This window comes from Kitasatospora phosalacinea, from assembly GCF_030268885.1.
GTDB lineage: Bacteria > Actinomycetota > Actinomycetes > Streptomycetales > Streptomycetaceae > Kitasatospora > Kitasatospora phosalacinea_C.
Genome location: NZ_BSSA01000011.1, coordinates 105,935 through 124,021 on the forward strand (window position 1 = coordinate 105,935; position 18,087 = coordinate 124,021).

At 67.8% G+C, this 18,087-nt stretch carries 32 protein-coding genes; all 32 read left to right on the top strand.

What is annotated here, in order from left to right:
• The first annotated feature begins 94 nt into the window (after positions 1 to 94).
• On the top strand, positions 95 to 403 hold the full coding sequence (rpsJ, locus tag QSK52_RS17825; protein WP_012785157.1) for a 30S ribosomal protein S10: 309 nt from the start codon (positions 95 to 97) through the stop codon (positions 401 to 403).
• 14 nt (positions 404 to 417) lie between these two features.
• Entirely contained in the window at positions 418 to 1,065 is a 648-nt protein-coding gene (gene rplC, locus QSK52_RS17830; protein WP_285737069.1) for a 50S ribosomal protein L3, read from the top strand.
• Positions 1,066 to 1,070: 5 nt separating this feature from the next.
• On the top strand, positions 1,071 to 1,748 hold the full coding sequence (gene rplD / locus QSK52_RS17835) for a 50S ribosomal protein L4 (protein WP_285737070.1): 678 nt from the start codon (positions 1,071 to 1,073) through the stop codon (positions 1,746 to 1,748).
• Positions 1,748 to 2,065 (top strand): 50S ribosomal protein L23, encoded by a 318-nt coding sequence (gene rplW / locus QSK52_RS17840; RefSeq protein WP_033214018.1) that lies wholly within the window; start codon positions 1,748 to 1,750, stop codon positions 2,063 to 2,065. Before rplD ends, rplW begins: the two co-directional genes overlap by 1 nt.
• Before the next feature lie 45 nt (positions 2,066 to 2,110).
• Entirely contained in the window at positions 2,111 to 2,947 is an 837-nt protein-coding gene (gene rplB, locus QSK52_RS17845) for a 50S ribosomal protein L2 (protein WP_111554922.1), read from the top strand.
• 11 nt (positions 2,948 to 2,958) lie between these two features.
• Complete coding sequence (gene rpsS / locus QSK52_RS17850) at positions 2,959 to 3,240, top strand: 30S ribosomal protein S19 (protein WP_014136283.1); 282 nt, start codon at positions 2,959 to 2,961, stop codon at positions 3,238 to 3,240.
• A gap of 67 nt (positions 3,241 to 3,307) precedes the next feature.
• On the top strand, positions 3,308 to 3,655 hold the full coding sequence (gene rplV, locus QSK52_RS17855; protein WP_014136282.1) for a 50S ribosomal protein L22: 348 nt from the start codon (positions 3,308 to 3,310) through the stop codon (positions 3,653 to 3,655).
• Positions 3,655 to 4,479 carry a 30S ribosomal protein S3 gene (rpsC, locus tag QSK52_RS17860; protein WP_285737071.1) on the top strand — a complete coding sequence of 275 codons (825 nt, stop codon included), beginning with the start codon at positions 3,655 to 3,657 and terminating at the stop codon, positions 4,477 to 4,479. The genes rplV and rpsC overlap by 1 nt, the downstream gene beginning before the upstream one ends.
• Positions 4,480 to 4,484: 5 nt before the next feature.
• Positions 4,485 to 4,904, top strand: coding sequence for a 50S ribosomal protein L16 (rplP, locus tag QSK52_RS17865; protein ID WP_030457415.1), 420 nt, complete (start codon positions 4,485 to 4,487; stop codon positions 4,902 to 4,904).
• Positions 4,904 to 5,128, top strand: coding sequence for a 50S ribosomal protein L29 (rpmC, locus tag QSK52_RS17870; RefSeq protein ID WP_030457414.1), 225 nt, complete (start codon positions 4,904 to 4,906; stop codon positions 5,126 to 5,128). Before rplP ends, rpmC begins: the two co-directional genes overlap by 1 nt.
• Entirely contained in the window at positions 5,128 to 5,400 is a 273-nt protein-coding gene (gene rpsQ, locus QSK52_RS17875; RefSeq protein WP_014136278.1) for a 30S ribosomal protein S17, read from the top strand. The genes rpmC and rpsQ overlap by 1 nt, the downstream gene beginning before the upstream one ends.
• A 102-nt stretch (positions 5,401 to 5,502) precedes the next feature.
• The gene (rplN, locus tag QSK52_RS17880) at positions 5,503 to 5,874 is read left to right on the top strand and encodes a 50S ribosomal protein L14 (RefSeq protein WP_030300391.1); all 372 of its coding nucleotides are present in this window, start codon (positions 5,503 to 5,505) and stop codon (positions 5,872 to 5,874) included.
• Between the two features lie 16 nt (positions 5,875 to 5,890).
• A complete protein-coding gene (gene rplX, locus QSK52_RS17885; protein ID WP_033214113.1) occupies positions 5,891 to 6,202 on the top strand; it encodes a 50S ribosomal protein L24 in 312 nt (103 codons plus the stop codon).
• Positions 6,202 to 6,771 (top strand): 50S ribosomal protein L5, encoded by a 570-nt coding sequence (gene rplE, locus QSK52_RS17890; RefSeq protein ID WP_285737072.1) that lies wholly within the window; start codon positions 6,202 to 6,204, stop codon positions 6,769 to 6,771. The genes rplX and rplE overlap by 1 nt, the downstream gene beginning before the upstream one ends.
• A 3-nt stretch (positions 6,772 to 6,774) precedes the next feature.
• The gene (locus QSK52_RS17895) at positions 6,775 to 6,960 is read left to right on the top strand and encodes a type Z 30S ribosomal protein S14 (protein ID WP_008747480.1); all 186 of its coding nucleotides are present in this window, start codon (positions 6,775 to 6,777) and stop codon (positions 6,958 to 6,960) included.
• 266 nt (positions 6,961 to 7,226) lie between these two features.
• Positions 7,227 to 7,634 (top strand): 30S ribosomal protein S8, encoded by a 408-nt coding sequence (rpsH, locus tag QSK52_RS17900; RefSeq protein ID WP_238862988.1) that lies wholly within the window; start codon positions 7,227 to 7,229, stop codon positions 7,632 to 7,634.
• A gap of 22 nt (positions 7,635 to 7,656) precedes the next feature.
• The gene (gene rplF, locus QSK52_RS17905) at positions 7,657 to 8,196 is read left to right on the top strand and encodes a 50S ribosomal protein L6 (protein WP_285737073.1); all 540 of its coding nucleotides are present in this window, start codon (positions 7,657 to 7,659) and stop codon (positions 8,194 to 8,196) included.
• A gap of 3 nt (positions 8,197 to 8,199) precedes the next feature.
• Positions 8,200 to 8,583: a 50S ribosomal protein L18 gene (gene rplR, locus QSK52_RS17910; protein ID WP_014136272.1), complete on the top strand. Its 384-nt coding sequence runs from the start codon at positions 8,200 to 8,202 to the stop codon at positions 8,581 to 8,583.
• Positions 8,584 to 8,631: 48 nt separating this feature from the next.
• On the top strand, positions 8,632 to 9,252 hold the full coding sequence (rpsE, locus tag QSK52_RS17915; RefSeq protein ID WP_030457410.1) for a 30S ribosomal protein S5: 621 nt from the start codon (positions 8,632 to 8,634) through the stop codon (positions 9,250 to 9,252).
• A complete protein-coding gene (gene rpmD, locus QSK52_RS17920) occupies positions 9,252 to 9,434 on the top strand; it encodes a 50S ribosomal protein L30 (protein ID WP_014136270.1) in 183 nt (60 codons plus the stop codon). Before rpsE ends, rpmD begins: the two co-directional genes overlap by 1 nt.
• 1 nt (position 9,435) lies before the next feature.
• On the top strand, positions 9,436 to 9,891 hold the full coding sequence (gene rplO / locus QSK52_RS17925; RefSeq protein WP_285737074.1) for a 50S ribosomal protein L15: 456 nt from the start codon (positions 9,436 to 9,438) through the stop codon (positions 9,889 to 9,891).
• 260 nt (positions 9,892 to 10,151) lie between these two features.
• Positions 10,152 to 11,459, top strand: coding sequence for a preprotein translocase subunit SecY (secY, locus tag QSK52_RS17930; protein ID WP_285737075.1), 1,308 nt, complete (start codon positions 10,152 to 10,154; stop codon positions 11,457 to 11,459).
• Positions 11,459 to 12,118, top strand: coding sequence for an adenylate kinase (locus tag QSK52_RS17935; protein WP_285737076.1), 660 nt, complete (start codon positions 11,459 to 11,461; stop codon positions 12,116 to 12,118). Before secY ends, QSK52_RS17935 begins: the two co-directional genes overlap by 1 nt.
• 114 nt (positions 12,119 to 12,232) lie before the next feature.
• Positions 12,233 to 13,069 carry a type I methionyl aminopeptidase gene (map, locus tag QSK52_RS17940; protein WP_285737077.1) on the top strand — a complete coding sequence of 279 codons (837 nt, stop codon included), beginning with the start codon at positions 12,233 to 12,235 and terminating at the stop codon, positions 13,067 to 13,069.
• Positions 13,070 to 13,187: 118 nt separating this feature from the next.
• Positions 13,188 to 13,622: a large conductance mechanosensitive channel protein MscL gene (gene mscL, locus QSK52_RS17945; RefSeq protein ID WP_285737078.1), complete on the top strand. Its 435-nt coding sequence runs from the start codon at positions 13,188 to 13,190 to the stop codon at positions 13,620 to 13,622.
• A gap of 187 nt (positions 13,623 to 13,809) precedes the next feature.
• Positions 13,810 to 14,031, top strand: coding sequence for a translation initiation factor IF-1 (gene infA / locus QSK52_RS17950; RefSeq protein WP_003956442.1), 222 nt, complete (start codon positions 13,810 to 13,812; stop codon positions 14,029 to 14,031).
• Positions 14,032 to 14,065: 34 nt separating this feature from the next.
• A complete protein-coding gene (gene rpmJ / locus QSK52_RS17955) occupies positions 14,066 to 14,179 on the top strand; it encodes a 50S ribosomal protein L36 (protein ID WP_003956441.1) in 114 nt (37 codons plus the stop codon).
• A 175-nt stretch (positions 14,180 to 14,354) separates the two neighbouring features.
• Complete coding sequence (gene rpsM, locus QSK52_RS17960) at positions 14,355 to 14,735, top strand: 30S ribosomal protein S13 (protein ID WP_033250918.1); 381 nt, start codon at positions 14,355 to 14,357, stop codon at positions 14,733 to 14,735.
• Positions 14,736 to 14,808: 73 nt separating this feature from the next.
• Positions 14,809 to 15,216: a 30S ribosomal protein S11 gene (gene rpsK, locus QSK52_RS17965; protein WP_014136257.1), complete on the top strand. Its 408-nt coding sequence runs from the start codon at positions 14,809 to 14,811 to the stop codon at positions 15,214 to 15,216.
• Between the two features lie 133 nt (positions 15,217 to 15,349).
• Entirely contained in the window at positions 15,350 to 16,372 is a 1,023-nt protein-coding gene (locus QSK52_RS17970) for a DNA-directed RNA polymerase subunit alpha (RefSeq protein ID WP_030457404.1), read from the top strand.
• Between the two features lie 127 nt (positions 16,373 to 16,499).
• On the top strand, positions 16,500 to 16,988 hold the full coding sequence (rplQ, locus tag QSK52_RS17975; RefSeq protein ID WP_285737079.1) for a 50S ribosomal protein L17: 489 nt from the start codon (positions 16,500 to 16,502) through the stop codon (positions 16,986 to 16,988).
• A gap of 126 nt (positions 16,989 to 17,114) precedes the next feature.
• Positions 17,115 to 17,990, top strand: coding sequence for a tRNA pseudouridine(38-40) synthase TruA (truA, locus tag QSK52_RS17980; protein ID WP_435053284.1), 876 nt, complete (start codon positions 17,115 to 17,117; stop codon positions 17,988 to 17,990).
• The last annotated feature ends 97 nt before the right edge of the window (positions 17,991 to 18,087 follow it).

The following is an 18,087-nucleotide window of genomic DNA, read 5'->3' on the forward strand; positions in this document are numbered from 1 at the left end:
GGTTTTTTGCAAGCGCGAGGGCGACACGCCCGAGCGCGGGGGTCGGAAGGGGAGTCGTGCAGCAACGGACGACACAAAGGACTACGAAGTAGCCATGGCGGGACAGAAGATCCGCATCCGGCTCAAGGCCTACGACCACGAGGTCATCGACTCCTCGGCGAAGAAGATCGTCGAGACGGTGATCCGGACTGGTGCGCAGGTCGCGGGCCCGGTGCCGCTGCCCACTGAGAAGAACGTGTACTGCGTCATCCGCTCGCCGCACAAGTACAAGGACTCGCGCGAGCACTTCGAGATGCGCACTCACAAGCGTCTGATCGACATCCTCGACCCCACGCCGAAGACGGTTGACTCGCTGATGCGTCTCGACCTGCCGGCCGGCGTCGACATCGAGATCAAGCTCTGAGAGGCGCACCGAAGATGGCTAAGCAGATTAAGGGCATCCTGGGCGAGAAGCTCGGCATGACCCAGGTCTGGGACGAGAACAACCGGGTCGTCCCGGTGACCGTCGTCAAGGCCGGGCCGAATGTCGTGACCCAGGTCCACACCGCCGACAGCCCGGCCGGCTACGACGCCGTGCAGCTCGGCTTCGGCGAGATCGACCCCCGCAAGGTGAACAAGCCCCTCCAGGGCCACTTCGCCAAGGCCGGTGTCACCCCCCGCCGCCACCTGGTCGAGATCCGTACCTCGGACGCCTCCGAGTACACCCTGGGCCAGGAAGTCACCGCCGAGACCTTCGAGGCGGGTGTCAAGGTCGACGTGACCGGCACCTCCAAGGGCAAGGGCTTCGCCGGTGTCATGAAGCGTCACAACTTCAAGGGCCTCGGCGCCGGTCACGGCACCCAGCGCAAGCACCGCTCGCCCGGTTCCATCGGTGGCTGCGCCACCCCGGGCCGTGTGTTCAAGGGCCTGCGCATGGCGGGTCGGATGGGCCACGAGCGTGTGACCACCCAGAACCTGACCGTGCACGCGGTCGACGCGGAGAAGGGTCTGCTCCTCATCAAGGGCGCGATCCCGGGTCCGAACGGCGGCCTCGTCCTCGTCCGCACCGCGGCGAAGGGGCTGTGAAGGATATGAGCACCATTGACATCCTGTCGCCCTCCGGCGACAAGGCCGGCAGCCTGGAGCTGCCCGCCGAGATCTTCGACGCCAAGGTCAGCGTCCCGCTGATGCACCAGGTCGTCGTGGCGCAGCTCGCCGCTGCCCGTCAGGGCACCCACAAGGCCAAGCGCCGTGGCGAGGTCCGTGGTGGCGGCAAGAAGCCGTACCGCCAGAAGGGCACCGGCCGCGCCCGTCAGGGCTCGACCCGCGCGCCGCAGTTCACCGGTGGTGGCGTCGTGCACGGTCCCGTGCCGCGCGACTACTCGCAGCGGACCCCGAAGAAGATGATCGCCGCCGCCCTGCGCAGCGCGCTCACCGACCGGGCCCGCCACGAGCGCATCCACGTCGTCACCGGCGTGACCGCGACCGAGGCTCCGTCGACCAAGGCCGCCAAGGTCCTGTTCGGCAAGATCTCCGAGCGCAAGAACCTCCTCCTGGTGGTCGAGCGCGAGGACGAGCTGGGCATCCTGTCCGCTCGCAACCTGCCGAACGTGCACATCCTGGACGCCGGCCAGCTGAACACCTACGACGTGCTCGTCTCCGACGATGTGGTCTTCACCCAGGCCGCCTTCGAGCGTTTCGTGGCCGGTCCGGCCGCGTCCGCCAAGGCCGTTGCTGCTGAGGGCGAGCTCGAAGGGACTGCCGCCTGATGAGCGAGATCACCTCCAAGACGTTCACGGACCCCCGTGACGTCCTGATCAAGCCGGTCATCTCCGAGAAGAGCTACTCGCTCCTCGACGAGAACAAGTACACGTTCGTCGTGGCTCCCGGTGCCAACAAGACCCAGATCAAGCAGGCCGTCGAGGCGGTCTTCTCGGTCAAGGTCGAGGCCGTGAACACGCTGAACCGGCAGGGCAAGCGCAAGCGCTCCCGCACCGGTTTCGGCAAGCGCAAGGACACCAAGCGCGCGATCGTGACGCTGGCCGAGGGCAACCGCATCGACATCTTCGGTGGTCCGGTCGCCTGACCCTCGGGTCAGGGACTGCGATCGTCGTAAAGGACGAGGACAGAAATGGGTATCCGCAAGTACAAGCCGACTACGCCGGGCCGTCGTGGCTCCAGCGTGGCCGACTTCGTCGAAATCACGCGGTCCACGCCGGAGAAGTCGCTGGTTCGCCCGCTGCACAGCAAGGGCGGCCGTAACAACGCCGGTCGTGTCACCGCTCGCCACCAGGGTGGCGGTCACAAGCGCGCCTACCGTCTGATCGACTTCCGTCGTCACGACAAGGACGGCGTGCCGGCCAAGGTCGCGCACATCGAGTACGACCCGAACCGCACCGCGCGCATCGCGCTCCTGCACTACGCGGACGGCGAGAAGCGCTACATCATCGCCCCCCGTGGCGTCGCGCAGGGTGACCGGATCGAGAACGGCGCTGGCGCCGACATCAAGCCGGGCAACAACCTGCCGCTCCGCAACATCCCGGTCGGTACCACCATCCACGCGGTGGAGCTCCGTCCCGGCGGTGGCGCCAAGCTGGCCCGCTCCGCGGGTGCCGGCATTCAGCTGCTCGCCCGTGAGGGCCGCATGGCGCACCTGCGCATGCCCTCCGGTGAGATCCGCCTGGTGGACGCGCGCTGCCGCGCGACCGTCGGCGAGGTCGGCAACGCCGAGCAGTCGAACATCAACTGGGGCAAGGCCGGCCGTATGCGCTGGAAGGGCGTCCGCCCGACCGTCCGCGGTGTGGCCATGAACCCGATCGACCACCCGCACGGTGGTGGTGAGGGTAAGACCTCCGGTGGTCGCCACCCGGTCTCGCCGTGGGGCAAGCCCGAGGGCCGCACCCGTCGCCCGAACAAGGCGTCGGACAAGCTCATCGTGCGCCGCCGCAAGACCAACAAGAAGCGCTAGGAGCAGGTCAGATGCCGCGCAGTCTCAAGAAGGGCCCCTTCATCGACGACCACCTTCAGAAGAAGGTGGACGTGCAGAACGAGGCGGGCACGCAGAACGTCATCAAGACCTGGTCCCGTCGTTCCGTGATCTCCCCGGCCATGCTGGGCCACACGATCGCGGTTCACGATGGCCGCAAGCACGTCCCGGTGTTCGTCACCGAGTCGATGGTCGGCCACAAGCTCGGCGAGTTCGCTCCCACGCGCACCTTCAAGGGGCACGTGAAGGAAGACCGCAAGTCGAAGCGTCGCTAATCGCGATTTGCTCCGCGAGCTGTAGCGCCAGAACGACAAAGTGACTTACTCCATTAAGGGGACAACCATGGAAGCCAGGGCCCAGGCGCGGTACATCCGCGTCACGCCCATGAAGGCCCGCCGCGTGGTGGACCTCATCCGTGGCCTGCCGGCCACGGAGGCCCAGGCGGTCCTGCGTTTCGCTCCGCAGGCCGCCACCGTGCCGGTCGGCAAGGTGCTCAACAGCGCCATCGCCAACGCCGCGCACAACTACAACCACTCCAACGTGGACGACCTCTACATCTCCGAGGCGTACGTTGACGAGGGTCCGACCCTGAAGCGGTTCCGTCCGCGCGCCCAGGGCCGTGCCTACCGGATCCGCAAGCGGACCAGCCACATCACCGTGGTCGTCAGCAGCAAGGAAGGGACCCGGTAATGGGCCAGAAGGTTAACCCGCACGGGTTCCGCCTCGGCATCAGCACGGACTTCAAGTCCCGCTGGTACGCCGACAAGCTGTACAAGGACTACGTCAAGGAAGACGTCGCCATCCGGCGTCTCATGACGAAGGGCATGGAGCGCGCCGGCATCTCGAAGGTGGAGATCGAGCGCACCCGTGACCGCGTCCGCGTGGACATCCACACCGCCCGTCCGGGCATCGTGATCGGCCGCCGCGGCGCGGAGGCCGACAAGATCCGGGGCAACCTGGAGAAGCTGACCGGCAAGCAGGTCCAGCTGAACATCCTCGAGGTCAAGAACCCCGAGCTGGACGCCCAGCTCGTGGCTCAGGGCGTCGCGGAGCAGCTGTCCTCCCGCGTCTCCTTCCGTCGCGCCATGCGCAAGAGCATGCAGTCGACCATGAAGGCCGGCGCCAAGGGCATCAAGGTCCAGTGCTCCGGTCGTCTCGGCGGCGCCGAGATGAGCCGTTCGGAGTTCTACCGCGAGGGCCGTGTGCCGCTGCACACCCTGCGCGCGAACGTCGACTACGGCTTCTTCGAGGCCAAGACCACCTTCGGCCGCATCGGCGTGAAGGTCTGGATCTACAAGGGCGACGTCAAGAACATCGCCGAGGTCCGCGCTGAGAACGCCGCTGCCCGCTCCGGCAACCGCCCGGCCCGTCCCGAGGGCGGTCGTCCCGCCCGCGGTGGCGAGCGTCGCGGTGGCGAGCGCGGTGGCCGCGGCCGTCGTCCCGCCGCTGCCGAGGCCCCCGCGGCCCCGGTGGCCGAGGCTCCGGCTGCCGAGAACACCGGAACGGAGGCCTGACCGCAATGCTGATCCCCCGTCGGGTCAAGCACCGCAAGCAGCACCACCCGAAGCGCCGCGGCGCTGCCAAGGGTGGCACCGAGCTGGCGTTCGGCCAGTTCGGCATCCAGGCCGTGACCCCGGCCTACGTGACGAACCGCCAGATCGAGTCCGCTCGTATCGCGATCACCCGTCACATCCGTCGTGGCGGCAAGGTCTGGATCAACATCTACCCGGACCGCCCGCTCACCAAGAAGCCGGCCGAGACCCGCATGGGTTCCGGTAAGGGTTCGCCGGAGTGGTGGATCGCGAACGTGCACCCGGGTCGGGTCATGTTCGAACTGTCGTACCCGAACGAGAAGATTGCTCGCGAGGCGCTCACCCGTGCCGCGCACAAGCTTCCGATGAAGTGCCGGATCGTTCGGCGCGAGGACGGTGAGAGCTGATGTCGGCCGCTACCAAGGCTGCTGAGCTTCGCGAACTGGACAACGAGGCCCTCGTTGCCAAGCTCCGTGAGGCCAAGGAGGAGCTGTTCAACCTCCGCTTCCAGGCGGCGACCGGGCAGCTCGACAACCACGGACGGCTCCGGCTGGTCCGTAAGGACATCGCGCGGATCTACACCCTGATGCGCGAGCGCGAGCTGGGCATCGAGACGGTGGAGAACGCCTGATGACTGAGAACACCAACGAGACGCGCGGTTTCCGCAAGACCCGTGAGGGTCTCGTCGTCAGCGACAAGATGGACAAGACCGTCGTCGTCGCCGTCGAGGACCGCGTCAAGCACGCGCTGTACGGCAAGGTCATCCGCCGTACCAACAAGCTGAAGGCGCACGACGAGCAGAACGCGTGCGGTGTCGGCGACCGTGTCCTCCTGATGGAGACCCGGCCGCTGTCCGCGACGAAGCGCTGGCGCGTCGTCGAGATCCTCGAGAAGGCCAAGTAACAAGGTTGTTCGCGGTACGGCCGTATGTGCACCAGGCCCCCAGGGGCGCGGGTGTGAGCAGCGGCCGGCCCGTCAACACTTGTTGACGATCAGGAGAAAGCTGTGATCCAGCAGGAGTCGCGACTGCGCGTCGCCGACAACACGGGTGCCAAGGAGATTCTCTGCATCCGCGTTCTCGGTGGCTCCGGTCGCCGCTACGCCGGTATCGGGGACGTCATCGTCGCCACCGTCAAGGACGCGATCCCCGGCGGTTCGGTGAAGAAGGGCGACGTCGTGAAGTGCGTCGTCGTTCGCACCGTCAAGGAGCGCCGTCGTCCGGACGGTTCGTACATCCGCTTCGACGAGAACGCCGCGGTTGTTCTCAAGAACACCGATGGCGACCCCCGTGGTACCCGCATCTTCGGCCCGGTGGGCCGCGAGCTGCGCGACAAGAAGTTCATGAAGATCATCTCGCTGGCGCCGGAGGTGCTCTAATCTCATGGCGAACAGCATGAAGATCAAGAAGGGTGACCTGGTCCAGGTCATCACCGGCAAGGACAAGGGCAAGCAGGGCAAGGTCATCCAGGCCATCCCCGCTGAGAACAAGGTCCTGGTCGAGGGTGTCAACCGGGTCAAGAAGCACACCAAGCCGGGCCCCGGCACCCAGGGTGGCATCGTGACCGTCGAGGCCCCGGTGCACGTCTCCAACGTCCAGCTGGTCGTGGAGAAGGACGGCAAGAAGGTCGTCACCCGCGTCGGCTACCGCTTTGACGACCAGGGCAACAAGATCCGCGTTGCCAAGCGGACCGGTGAGGACATCTGATGTCTGAGACGACTGTTGAGAAGGTGACCCCCCGCCTCAAGGAGAAGTACCTCTCCGAGGTCAAGGGTCAGCTGAACGAGCAGTTCTCGTACGAGAACGTCATGCTGATCCCCGGCCTGGTCAAGGTCGTGGTCAACATGGGTGTCGGCGAGGCCGCCCGTGACAGCAAGCTGATCGAGGGTGCCATCAAGGACCTGACCGCGATCACCGGTCAGAAGCCGGCCGTCACCAAGGCCCGCAAGTCCATCGCGCAGTTCAAGCTGCGCGAGGGCCAGCCGATCGGCGCCCACGTCACCCTCCGTGGTGACCGCATGTGGGAGTTCGTGGACCGTCTGGTGTCGCTGGCGCTGCCGCGTATCCGTGACTTCCGCGGCCTCTCGCCGAAGCAGTTCGACGGCCGTGGCAACTACACCTTCGGTCTGACCGAGCAGGTCATGTTCCACGAGATCGACCAGGACAAGGTCGACCGTCAGCGCGGTATGGACATCACCGTCGTGACCACCGCTCAGACCGACGATGAGGGCCGGGCGCTGCTGCGCGCTCTGGGCTTCCCGTTCAAGGAGGCGTGAGCCATGGCGAAGAAGGCCCTGATCGCTAAGTCCGAGCGCAAGCCGAAGTTCGGCGTCCGGGCGTACACCCGGTGCCAGCGCTGCGGCCGTCCGCACTCGGTGTACCGCAAGTTCGGCCTGTGCCGTGTCTGCCTCCGTGAGATGGCGCACCGCGGCGAGCTGCCGGGCGTGACCAAGAGCTCCTGGTAATCCCTTACCGGTTGTTCTGACATCGGCGAGCAGTGTGCCCGACCTCGACGCTTTTGGGTTCCCGCGAGGGATCCCGTAAGGTGTTGGGGTCGGGCCCCTGCTGCGGCGTCCCCTTCGGGCGAGCCGCGGCCTTCCTGTGAGGGCCCGCAACACCCAGTCTTACTACGTCGCAGGTCCCCTGCGCTTGTGCCCCTTTCGCACTCCACCGAGTGCGCGGAGGGGGACCTGGCGCGGAGAAACCACGGCGGGAGAGGCCTGAGGCCACCATGACCATGACCGACCCCATCGCAGACATGCTCACGCGTCTGCGTAACGCGAACTCGGCGTACCACGACTCCGTGGCGATGCCGGCCAGCAAGATCAAGGCGCACGTCGCCGAGATCCTGCAGCAGGAGGGGTACATCTCCTCCTACAAGGTTGAGGAGCCCGCTGAGGGCGAGGTCGGCAAGAAGCTGACCATCGAGCTCAAGTTCGGCCCCAACCGCGAGCGTTCCATCGCCGGCATCAAGCGCATCAGCAAGCCGGGTCTGCGTGTGTACGCAAAGTCCACCAACCTGCCGAAGGTGCTCGGCGGCCTGGGCGTGGCGATCATCTCCACGTCCTCCGGCCTCCTGACCGACAAGCAGGCCGCCAAGAAGGGCGTAGGCGGAGAAGTTCTCGCCTACGTCTGGTAATTCGGGAAACGGAGGTACAGCAATGTCGCGCATTGGACGGCTGCCCATCCAGGTTCCCGCTGGTGTGGACGTCACCATCGACGGCCAGACGGTCACGGTGAAGGGCCCCAAGGGCTCGCTCACCCACGTCGTCGCCGCGCCGATCGAGATCGGCAAGGGCGAGGACGGCACTCTGGTCGTCACCCGCCCCAACGACGAGCGTCAGTCGAAGGCCCTGCACGGCCTGTCGCGCACGCTGGTGGCGAACATGATCACCGGCGTGACCGCGGGCTACCGCAAGTCGCTGGAGATCAGCGGCGTCGGCTACCGAGTCACGGCGAAGGGCTCCGACATGGAGTTCGCGCTGGGCTACAGCCACCCGATCCTGGTCACCGCGCCGGAGGGGATCTCCTTCGTCGTCGAGACGCCCACCAAGTTCCACGTGGACGGCACCGACAAGCAGAAGGTCGGCGAGGTCGCCGCGAAGATCCGCAAGCTGCGCAAGCCCGACCCGTACAAGGCCAAGGGCGTCAAGTACGCGGGCGAGGTCATCCGCCGCAAGGTCGGAAAGAGTGGTAAGTAAGCGATGAGCGTCTCTGTCAAGATCGGCAAGGGCAACGCCTACAAGAACGCCGCCCGCAAGCGCCGTGCCATTCGCGTTCGCAAGCGCGTCGTCGGCACCGAGGTGCGTCCGCGCCTCGTCGTGACGCGTTCGAACCGCCACATGGTCGCCCAGGTCATCGACGACGCCAAGGGTCACACCCTGGCGTCGGCGTCCACCCTCGACGTGTCCATCAAGGGCACCGAGGGCGACAAGACCGAGCTGGCCAAGAAGGTCGGAAGCCTGGTCGCCGAGCGCGCCAAGGCCGCCGGCGTCGAGTCGGTCGTCTTCGACCGCGCGGGCAACCGGTACGCCGGCCGCATCGCCGCCCTGGCGGACGCGGCCCGCGAGTCCGGGCTCGACTTCTAAGCCGCTCGTCGACTCTGTCGGCGGACGTAAACGAGAGAGGTAATTCCAATGGCTGGACCCCAGCGCCGCGGTAGCGGCGCCGGCGGCGGCACCGGTGGCGAGCGGCGCGACCGTAAGCGGGACGAGCGGGGCGGCGCCCCGGTCGCCGAGAAGACCGCTTACGTCGAGCGTGTCGTCGCGATCAACCGTGTCGCCAAGGTTGTCAAGGGTGGTCGTCGCTTCAGCTTCACCGCGCTGGTCGTGGTGGGCGACGGTGACGGCACCGTGGGTGTCGGTTACGGCAAGGCGAAGGAGGTTCCGGCCGCCATCGCCAAGGGCGTTGAGGAGGCCAAGAAGAACTTCTTCAAGGTCCCCCGTATCCAGGGCACCATCCCGCACCCCATCCAGGGCGAGAAGGCCGCCGGCGTCGTGCTGCTGAAGCCGGCGTCCCCCGGTACCGGTGTCATCGCCGGTGGTCCGGTGCGTGCCGTCCTGGAGTGCGCCGGCGTTCACGACATCCTGTCGAAGTCGCTCGGCTCGGACAACGCGATCAACATCGTGCACGCCACCGTGGCCGCTCTGAAGGGCCTCGTGCGCCCCGAGGAGATCGCCGCCCGTCGTGGTCTGCCCCTGGAGGACGTGGCCCCGGCCGCGCTGCTCCGGGCTCGTGCGGCTGGGGTGAGCGCCTGATGGCTCGCCTGAAGGTCACCCAGACCAAGTCGTACATCGGTAGCAAGCAGAACCACCGTGACACCCTCCGCTCGCTCGGCCTCAAGCGGCTGAACGACACCGTGGTGAAGGAGGACCGCCCGGAGATCCGCGGCATGGTCCACACCGTTCGCCACCTCGTCACGGTCGAGGAGGTGGACTGAAATGGCGGACAACTCCCCCATCAAGATCCACAACCTGCGTCCGGCGCCCGGCGCCAAGACCGACAAGATCCGCGTCGGTCGTGGTGAGGGCTCCAAGGGTAAGACCGCAGGTCGTGGTACCAAGGGCACCAAGGCCCGCTACCAGGTTCCGCAGCGCTTCGAGGGTGGCCAGATGCCGCTCCACATGCGCCTGCCGAAGCTGAAGGGCTTCAAGAACCCGGCCCACAAGCAGTTCCAGGTCGTGAACCTGGACCGCCTGGCCGAGCTCTACCCGAACGGTGGCGAGGTCACCGTGGCCGACCTGGTCGCGAAGGGCGCCGTTCGCAAGAACGAGCTCGTCAAGGTCCTCGGCCAGGGCGACATCGCGGTGGCGCTGCAGGTGACGGTCGACGCCGTCTCCGGCTCCGCCGCCGAGAAGATCACCGCGGCCGGCGGTTCGGTCACCGAACTGCTCTGACGCCGTCGATCCGACGCACGGACGGACACCGGGCCCCGCGCTCCTCTTGCGAAAGAGGGGCCGGGGCCCGGTGCCGTTGCGGCCCCTTGCACACGGATGATTTGTGTGTCAAACCCGGGCAAGCCGTACCCCGTGAGTGGGGGAGCGGCCGCACGCGCTTCTGTCCGGGACCCGGGCACTGTTAGAGTCCGTGAAGTTCCCTTTCCCCACATCAGGACCGACCCTTCCGCCGACGACGCGCGGGAGGCGCAGGAGGCACCGTGCTCAGTGCGTTCGCGCGGGCGTTCCAGACGCCCGACCTGCGCAAGAAGCTGCTGTTCACGCTGGGCATCATGGTGCTGTTCCGGCTGGGCGCCCACGTTCCGATGCCCGGAATCAACTTCCAGGCCGTCCACGCGTGCGTGAAGCAGCAAAGCGATGGACTGTTCGGACTGGTCAACCTGTTCAGCGGCAACGCGCTGCTGCAGCTGACCATCTTCGCGCTCGGCATCATGCCGTACATCACGGCCAGCATCATCCTGCAGCTCCTCACCGTGGTCATCCCGCGGCTGGAGGCCCTGAAGAAGGAGGGGCAGGCCGGCACCGCGAAGATCACGCAGTACACCCGCTACCTGACCATCGCCCTCGCCGTGCTGCAGGGCACCGGCATCCTGGCGACCGCGTCCAGCGGCGCGCTGTTCTCCGGCTGCCCGCAGGGCAACGACATCGTGCCGAACCAGTCGGTCTTCCGGATCGCCACCATGGTCATCATCATGACCGCGGGCACCACCGTGATCATGTGGCTGGGTGAGCTCATCACCGACCGCGGCATCGGCAACGGCATGTCCATCCTGATCTTCACCTCCATCGCGGCCGGCTTCCCGGGCTCGATGTGGGCGATCAAGAACACCGGCAGCCTGCTGGGCGGTTGGGGCGAGTTCGCCGCGGTCATCGCGGTCGGCATCATCGTGGTCTGCCTGGTCATCTTCGTCGAGCAGGCCCAGCGCCGGATCCCGGTGCAGTACGCGAAGCGCATGGTGGGCCGCCGTTCCTTCGGCGGCACCTCGACCTACATCCCGCTGAAGGTCAACCAGGCGGGCGTGATCCCGGTCATCTTCGCCTCCTCGCTGCTGTACATCCCCGCGCTGGTGGTGCAGCTGACCAACTCGCAGGCGGACTGGGCGATCTGGATCAAGAACCACTTCGTCAAGGGCGACCACCCGGTCTACATGGCCACCTACTTCGTGCTGATCGTCTTCTTCGCCTTCTTCTACGTCGCGATCTCCTTCAACCCCGAAGAAGTTGCCGACAACATGAAGAAGTATGGTGGGTTCATCCCGGGCATCCGGGCCGGCCGACCGACGGCCGAGTACCTGAACTACGTGCTCACCCGCATCACGTGGCCGGGTTCCCTCTACCTGGGCCTCATCGCGTTGATCCCGATGGTCGCCCTGGTCGCCTTCGGACAGCAGACCAACTTCCCGTTCGGCGGCACCTCCGTGCTCATCGTCGTCGGCGTCGGACTCGAAACTGTGAAGCAGATCGAGAGCCAACTCCAGCAGCGCAATTACGAAGGGTTCCTCCGCTGATGCGAATCGTCCTCGTCGGACCCCCCGGGGCCGGGAAGGGTACTCAGGCGCACGTTCTGGCCAAGACCCTGTCCATTCCCCACATCTCCACCGGCAACCTCTTCCGTACGAACATCAGCCAGGGCACCCCGCTGGGCCTTGAGGCGAAGTCGTACACCGACGCGGGCCGCCTGGTCCCGGACGAGGTGACCATCGGGATGGCCAAGGACCGCATGCTCCAGGAGGACGCCGCGCACGGCTTCCTGCTGGACGGCTTCCCGCGCAACCTCGTGCAGGCCGAGGCGCTCGACGCCTTCCTGGCCGAGCAGGGCATCGCGCTGGACGGCGTGCTGGACCTGGAGGTCCCCGAGGACGAGGTCGTCAAGCGGATCGCCGGTCGCCGGCTGTGCCGCAAGAACGACACCCACGTGTTCCACGTGGACTACAACCCGCCGAAGACCGAGGGCGTCTGCGACGAGTGCGGCGGCGAGCTGTACCAGCGCTCGGACGACACCGAGGAGGCCGTGCGGGTCCGGCTGGAGGAGTACCACTCCAAGACCGAGCCGATCATCGGCTACTACCAGGAGCAGGGCCTGCTGGTCACCATCTCCGCCCTCGGCAAGGTGGACGAGGTGACCGAGCGCGCGGTCGCCGCCCTGGAGAAGAACAAGAACGCCTGACGCCACGACGCGTCGCGAGACGGCCGGGTCGCCCCGAAGCGGGCGGCCCGGCCGTCTCGTGCGTCGTACGGTGGAGGGCAGTCCGAGATACAGAACGTGGAAGGCGTTGACCAGATGGTGGAGATCAAGACCCCCGAGCAGATCGCCAAGATGCGGGCGGCCGGGCTGGTCGTCGCCGAGGCGCTGAAGGCCTGCCGCGAGGCGGTCGCCCCGGGGGTGACCACCGGGGAGCTGAACGACATCGCGGACGCGGTCATCGCCAAGCACGGCGCCACCTCCAACTTCCGTGCCGACCACGGCGGCCTGTGGTTCCCGGGCGTGATCTGCGCCTCGGTGAACGAGGAGGTCGTGCACGGCATCCCCGGCGAGCGGGTGCTGAGGGCGGGCGACCTGATCTCGATCGACTGCGGGGCGATCCTGGACGGCTGGCACGGCGACGCGGCGATCACCGTCGCGGTCGGCGAGACCGCGGCCGAGAACGTGATGCTGTCGAAGGTCACCGAGGGCTCGATGTGGGCGGGCATCGCCCAGATGAAGAAGGGCAACCGGCTGGTCGACGTCTCCCGGGCGATCGAGGGCTTCATCCGCCGCCAGCCGCTGCCGCCGAAGGGCAAGTGGGGCATCACCGAGGGGTACGGCGGCCACGGCATCGGCACCGCGATGCACATGGAGCCGCACGTGCTGAACTACGTGGCGGGCCGCGGCAAGGGCATGAAGCTCGTCCCGGGCACCGTGCTGGCGATCGAGCCGATGGTCTCGCTCGGCACCCCGCACACCGAGGTGCTGGCGGACGACTGGACGGTCGTCACCACCGACGGGACGTGGGCCTCGCACTGGGAGCACTCGGTGGCCGTCACCGAGCAGGGCCCGCTGGTGCTGACCGCCTTCGACGGCGGCCGGGCCGAGCTCGCCAAGCTGGGCGTCACCGCGGCGCCGGACCCGCTGGGCTGAGCCGGGCGGTCTGAGGCGCTTCTCTCACTGCGGCGGGATCGGGGCCCGGGGGTTTGGACCTCCGGGCCCCGTGTCCTATTTTCATCAGCTGATACCTGCAGCTATCCAGGGAGAGACAGTGCTCAAGGGCTTCCGCGACTTCATGATGCGCGGCAACGTCATCGACATGGCCGTCGGTGTGGTCATCGGTGCCGCCTTCACCGGCGTGGTCACCGGCTTCGTCACCGCCTTCCTCACCCCGGTGCTCGGCGTGGTGGTCGGCGCGGCGGGCGACTTCAGCGCCTACAAGTTCACGGTGGCGGACGTCACCTTCCCGTACGGCCAGTTCCTGAACGTGCTGATCGCGTTCGTGCTGACCGCCGCGGTGCTGTACTTCTGCGTGGTGCTGCCGGTCTCCAAGGCCACCGCCCGCTACCTGCCGAAGAAGCCCCCGGTGCCCAAGCGCCCCTGCCCGGAGTGCCTGACCGAGATCCCCGAGGCCGCCCGCCGCTGCTCGGCCTGCACGGCCGTGGTGCCCCCGGTCGTCCCGGTCCAGGTCGCCGCGAAGCGCTGAGCCGCGGCACCGCGCGGGCCTGATTTCGCTCCGGTGCGGTGCTTGGTTTACGATGGTGCGTCGGCTCTCTCGTAGCGTGTTCGCGCACGCCCTCGGCCCAGGGGCAACCCCGGACCGAGGTGAAGCCTGGTTCGCACGAGCGTTCCGCATACGGTAGCCGGACCCCGAAGGGTGGATCTCGCAGTTCATGGCTAAGAAGCAAGGCGCCATTGAGATCGAGGGCACCGTGATCGAGTCTCTTCCGAACGCGATGTTCAAGGTCGAGCTGCAGAACGGTCACAAGGTCCTCGCGCACATCAGCGGCAAGATGCGCATGCACTACATCCGCATCCTCCCGGATGACCGGGTCGTGGTGGAGCTCAGCCCCTACGACCTGACCCGCGGCCGGATCGTCTACCGCTACAAGTAACAACGCCAGATCTAGACCCCGGAGAACCTGAGTCATGAAGGTCAAGCCGAGCGTCAAGAAGATCTGCGACAAGTGCAAGGTGATCCGCCGCCACGGCCGGGTCATGGTGATCTGCGACAACCTGCGCCACAAGCAGCGCCAGGGCTGATCTCCCCCGCATTTCTCGTAGTACCTTCGCGCGACGCGCACCAACGTCATAAGCGGGCCGCCCGATCCGTCCGGCAGGACGGACTGCCACCCCCGGTCAGAGGCCGGGGCTCCCTGTCGAGAGACAGCGAGTAGGCGGCGCGTCAGACCTCTGAGAAGAACCACAGGAGCCTTGAATGGCACGCCTTTCCGGCGTTGATCTCCCCCGCGAGAAGCGGATCGAGATCGCCCTCACCTACGTGTACGGCATCGGCAAGACCCGCGCCCAGCAGGCGCTCGCCGAGACCGGCGTGAGCGGTGACATCCGCGTGCGCGACATCAGCGAGGACGACCTCGTCAAGCTGCAGAAGTTCGTCGACGCGAACTTCGAGGTCGAGGGTGACCTCCGCCGCCAGGTCGCCGCCGACATCCGCCGCAAGGTCGAGATCGGCTGCTACGAGGGCCTGCGCCACCGCCGTGGCCTGCCCGTCCGTGGCCAGCGCACCCACACCAACGCGCGTACCCGCAAGGGCCCGCGTCGCGCGATCGCCGGCAAGAAGAAGCCGGGCAAGAAGTAGTCCGTCCCGTCAACCGGACATCCCTCCGGCCCGCGGGTTAGCGGACCGACCACCTCAGTAGGAGAACAGACTTATGCCCCCCAAGGGTCGTCAGGCTGCCGGCGCGAAGAAGATCCGCCGCAAGGAGAAGAAGAACGTCGCTCACGGGCACGCCCACATCAAGAGCACGTTCAACAACACCATCGTTTCGATCACCGACCCCTCGGGCAACGTGATCTCCTGGGCCTCGGCCGGCCACGTGGGCTTCAAGGGCTCGCGCAAGTCCACCCCGTTCGCCGCGCAGATGGCCGCCGAGGCCGCTGCCCGCCGCGCGCAGGAGCACGGCATGCGCAAGGTCGACGTCTTCGTCAAGGGTCCGGGCTCCGGCCGCGAGACCGCGATCCGCTCGCTCCAGGCCACCGGCCTGGAGGTCGGCTCGATCCAGGACGTCACCCCCACCCCGCACAACGGCTGCCGTCCGCCGAAGCGCCGCCGCGTCTGACGCGACGCCTGGGGTCACCAGGCGATCGGTGTTTTAAACCTCGTACGGGCTCCCGTTTGTCGCGGGAGCCCGTACGCTTGAGTTCTATCGGCATCAAATAGTGGGTGCCGAAGACAACTGGAGGATCCAGAACATGCTGATCGCTCAGCGTCCTTCGCTGACCGAAGAGGTCGTCGACGAGTTCCGCTCGCGGTTCGTGATCGAGCCGCTGGAGCCGGGCTTCGGCTACACCCTCGGCAACTCGCTCCGCCGCACGCTCCTCTCCTCGATCCCGGGTGCCGCCGTCACCAGCATCCGGATCGACGGCGTCCTGCACGAGTTCACCACCGTGCCGGGCGTCAAGGAGGACGTCACCGACCTCATCCTGAACATCAAGCAGCTGGTCGTCTCCTCGGAGCACGACGAGCCGGTCGTGATGTACCTGCGCAAGCAGGGCCCGGGTGTGGTCACCGCCGCCGACATCGCGCCCCCGGCCGGTGTCGAGGTGCACAACCCCGAGCTGGTCCTCGCCACGCTGAACGGCAAGGGCAAGCTGGAGATGGAGCTGACCGTCGAGCGCGGTCGCGGCTACGTCTCCGCCGTGCAGAACAAGGCCTCGGGCCAGGAGATCGGCCGCATCCCGGTCGACTCCATCTACAGCCCGGTGCTCAAGGTCACCTACAAGGTCGAGGCGACCCGTGTCGAGCAGCGCACCGACTTCGACAAGCTGATCGTCGACGTCGAGACCAAGCCGGCCATGCGTCCGCGCGACGCGATGGCCTCGGCGGGCAAGACCCTGGTCGAGCTGTTCGGCCTGGCCCGCGAGCTGAACGTCGACGCCGAGGGCATCGACATGGGCCCGTCCCCGACGGACGCCGCCCTGGCCGCGGACCTGGCGCTGCCGATCGAGGAGCTGGAGCTCACCGTCCGCTCCTACAACTGCCTCAAGCGCGAGGGCATCCACACCGTGGGTGAGCTCGTCGCCCGCTCGGAGGCCGACCTGCTCGACATCCGCAACTTCGGTGCGAAGTCGATCGACGAGGTCAAGGCGAAGCTGGCCGGCATGGGCCTGGCCCTCAAGGACAGCCCGCCCGGGTTCGACCCGACCGCCGCCGCCGACGCCTTCGGCGCCGACGACCTGGACGACCAGGGCTACGCGGAGACCGAGCAGTACTGAGTTTCGACACCGGGGGCGGCCCTTCGCCGGGCCGCCTCCGGTGGCGTGAGAAGTCGTGCGGACGCGGTGTCCGCACGCCCGCTGCGGTACCTGGTACGGCCGCAGTCGGAGATCCAAGGAGCTGAACATGCCCCGTCCCACCAAGGGTGCCCGTCTCGGCGGCGGCCCGTCCCACGAGCCGCTGCTGCTGGCCGGCCTGGCCCGCGAGCTGTTCCAGTACGGCCGCATCACCACCACCGAGGCCAAGGCCCGTCGCCTGCGCCCGCTGGCGGAGAAGCTGATCACCAAGGCGAAGAAGGGCGACATCCACAACCGTCGCCTGGTGCGCAAGACCATCACCGACGTGTCGGTGCTGCACACCCTCTTCACCGAGATCGCCCCGCGGTTCGAGAACCGCCCCGGCGGTTACACCCGCATCACCAAGATCGGCACCCGTCGTGGCGACAACGCCCCGATGGCCGTGATCGAGCTGGTCGAGGGCGAGATCGCCACCAAGGCGACCGTCGCCGAGGCCGAGGCCGCCGCCAAGCGCGCCGTCAAGGAGGCCGAGCAGGCCGCCGAGACCAAGGCCGAGGAGACCAAGGCCGACGAGGCCGCCGAGACCACCGAGGCCTGAGCCTCCGAGTAGGTCCTCGTCCGGGCCCGTTCTCCCGCTCGTCGGGGGAGCGGGCCCGTTCGCATCTCAGCTACGGCACAGGACAGGGGAGTGGGAGTGGTGAACGACTGCGCGGAGCTGCCGCCGGTGAAGGACGGCCCGGCGGACGGGCACACCCGGATCCGGCTGGACCTCGCCTACCACGGCGCGGAGTTCTCCGGCTGGGCCCGGCAGCGCGAACGGCGCACCGTGCAGGGCGAGCTGGAGGACGCGCTGCGGATCGTGCTGCGCAGCGAGGAGAACTTCCCGCTGACCGTCGCGGGCCGCACCGACGCCGGGGTGCACGCCCGCGGCCAGGTCGCGCACGTCGACCTGCCGGACGCGCTGTGGGCCCAGCACGGCGCGAAGCTGCTGCGCCGGCTGGCCGGGCGGCTGCCCGCCGACGTCCGGGTGTACCGGGTCTCCGAGGCGCCGCACGGCTTCGACGCCCGGTTCGCCGCGATCTGGCGCCGCTACGCGTACCGGGTGGCCGACCACCCGGGCGGGGTCGACCCGCTGCTGCGCGGGCACGTGCTGTGGCACGACCGGCCGCTGGACCTGGAGAAGATGAACGAGGCGGCGGCGCTGCTGGTCGGCGAGCACGACTTCGCGGCGTACTGCAAGAAGCGCGAGGGCGCCACCACCATCCGCACCCTGCTGGAGCTGTACTGGGAGCGGGTGCCGATCGACCCGTACGCGGCCCAGGAGGGCTCGCTGGCGGTGGCCACGGTGCGGGCGGACGCGTTCTGCCACAACATGGTGCGCTCGCTGGTCGGGGCGATGCTGCTGGTCGGCGACGGGCACCGGCCGGTGGAGTTCCCGGGGGAGGTGCTGGCGGGCGGGGTGCGGAACTCGGCGGTCAACGTGATCCGGCCGCACGGGCTGACCCTGGAGGAGGTCGGCTACCCGGCCGACGAGCTGCTCGCCGAGCGCAACCGGATCTCGCGGCGGCTGCGGACCCTGCCCGCGCCGGAAGGGGCCTGACGGGCGGATCCGGGACTCCGGCGCGGGCGGACCCGCCGGAGTGTGACGAGGGTCATGCGACTGGGGGGCCCTCCGGGTATGGTGCCGACCCGCGCTG

Bases quoted from the DNA above. Each gene is read 5' to 3' on its own strand.
- rplR (WP_014136272.1), top strand. From the start codon at position 8,200: ATGAGCGTCTCTGTCAAGATCGGCAAGGGCAACGCCTACAAGAACGCC.
- rplX (WP_033214113.1), top strand. From the start codon at position 5,891: ATGAAGATCAAGAAGGGTGACCTGGTCCAGGTCATCACCGGCAAGGAC.
- rplV (WP_014136282.1), top strand. From the start codon at position 3,308: ATGGAAGCCAGGGCCCAGGCGCGGTACATCCGCGTCACGCCCATGAAG.
- rpsE (WP_030457410.1), top strand. From the start codon at position 8,632: ATGGCTGGACCCCAGCGCCGCGGTAGCGGCGCCGGCGGCGGCACCGGT.
- rpsM (WP_033250918.1), top strand. From the start codon at position 14,355: ATGGCACGCCTTTCCGGCGTTGATCTCCCCCGCGAGAAGCGGATCGAG.
- rplE (WP_285737072.1), top strand. From the start codon at position 6,202: ATGTCTGAGACGACTGTTGAGAAGGTGACCCCCCGCCTCAAGGAGAAG.
- rpsQ (WP_014136278.1), top strand. From the start codon at position 5,128: ATGACTGAGAACACCAACGAGACGCGCGGTTTCCGCAAGACCCGTGAG.
- infA (WP_003956442.1), top strand. From the start codon at position 13,810: ATGGCTAAGAAGCAAGGCGCCATTGAGATCGAGGGCACCGTGATCGAG.
- QSK52_RS17970 (WP_030457404.1), top strand. From the start codon at position 15,350: ATGCTGATCGCTCAGCGTCCTTCGCTGACCGAAGAGGTCGTCGACGAG.
- rpsJ (WP_012785157.1), top strand. From the start codon at position 95: ATGGCGGGACAGAAGATCCGCATCCGGCTCAAGGCCTACGACCACGAG.
- rplD (WP_285737070.1), top strand. From the start codon at position 1,071: ATGAGCACCATTGACATCCTGTCGCCCTCCGGCGACAAGGCCGGCAGC.
- rpmD (WP_014136270.1), top strand. From the start codon at position 9,252: ATGGCTCGCCTGAAGGTCACCCAGACCAAGTCGTACATCGGTAGCAAG.
- rpsC (WP_285737071.1), top strand. From the start codon at position 3,655: ATGGGCCAGAAGGTTAACCCGCACGGGTTCCGCCTCGGCATCAGCACG.
- rplC (WP_285737069.1), top strand. From the start codon at position 418: ATGGCTAAGCAGATTAAGGGCATCCTGGGCGAGAAGCTCGGCATGACC.
- rpsH (WP_238862988.1), top strand. From the start codon at position 7,227: ATGACCATGACCGACCCCATCGCAGACATGCTCACGCGTCTGCGTAAC.
- QSK52_RS17895 (WP_008747480.1), top strand. From the start codon at position 6,775: ATGGCGAAGAAGGCCCTGATCGCTAAGTCCGAGCGCAAGCCGAAGTTC.
- rplO (WP_285737074.1), top strand. From the start codon at position 9,436: ATGGCGGACAACTCCCCCATCAAGATCCACAACCTGCGTCCGGCGCCC.
- rpsK (WP_014136257.1), top strand. From the start codon at position 14,809: ATGCCCCCCAAGGGTCGTCAGGCTGCCGGCGCGAAGAAGATCCGCCGC.
- map (WP_285737077.1), top strand. From the start codon at position 12,233: ATGGTGGAGATCAAGACCCCCGAGCAGATCGCCAAGATGCGGGCGGCC.
- rpmC (WP_030457414.1), top strand. From the start codon at position 4,904: ATGTCGGCCGCTACCAAGGCTGCTGAGCTTCGCGAACTGGACAACGAG.
- rplP (WP_030457415.1), top strand. From the start codon at position 4,485: ATGCTGATCCCCCGTCGGGTCAAGCACCGCAAGCAGCACCACCCGAAG.
- rplB (WP_111554922.1), top strand. From the start codon at position 2,111: ATGGGTATCCGCAAGTACAAGCCGACTACGCCGGGCCGTCGTGGCTCC.
- rplQ (WP_285737079.1), top strand. From the start codon at position 16,500: ATGCCCCGTCCCACCAAGGGTGCCCGTCTCGGCGGCGGCCCGTCCCAC.
- rpmJ (WP_003956441.1), top strand. From the start codon at position 14,066: ATGAAGGTCAAGCCGAGCGTCAAGAAGATCTGCGACAAGTGCAAGGTG.
- rpsS (WP_014136283.1), top strand. From the start codon at position 2,959: ATGCCGCGCAGTCTCAAGAAGGGCCCCTTCATCGACGACCACCTTCAG.
- QSK52_RS17935 (WP_285737076.1), top strand. From the start codon at position 11,459: ATGCGAATCGTCCTCGTCGGACCCCCCGGGGCCGGGAAGGGTACTCAG.
- rplW (WP_033214018.1), top strand. From the start codon at position 1,748: ATGAGCGAGATCACCTCCAAGACGTTCACGGACCCCCGTGACGTCCTG.
- rplF (WP_285737073.1), top strand. From the start codon at position 7,657: ATGTCGCGCATTGGACGGCTGCCCATCCAGGTTCCCGCTGGTGTGGAC.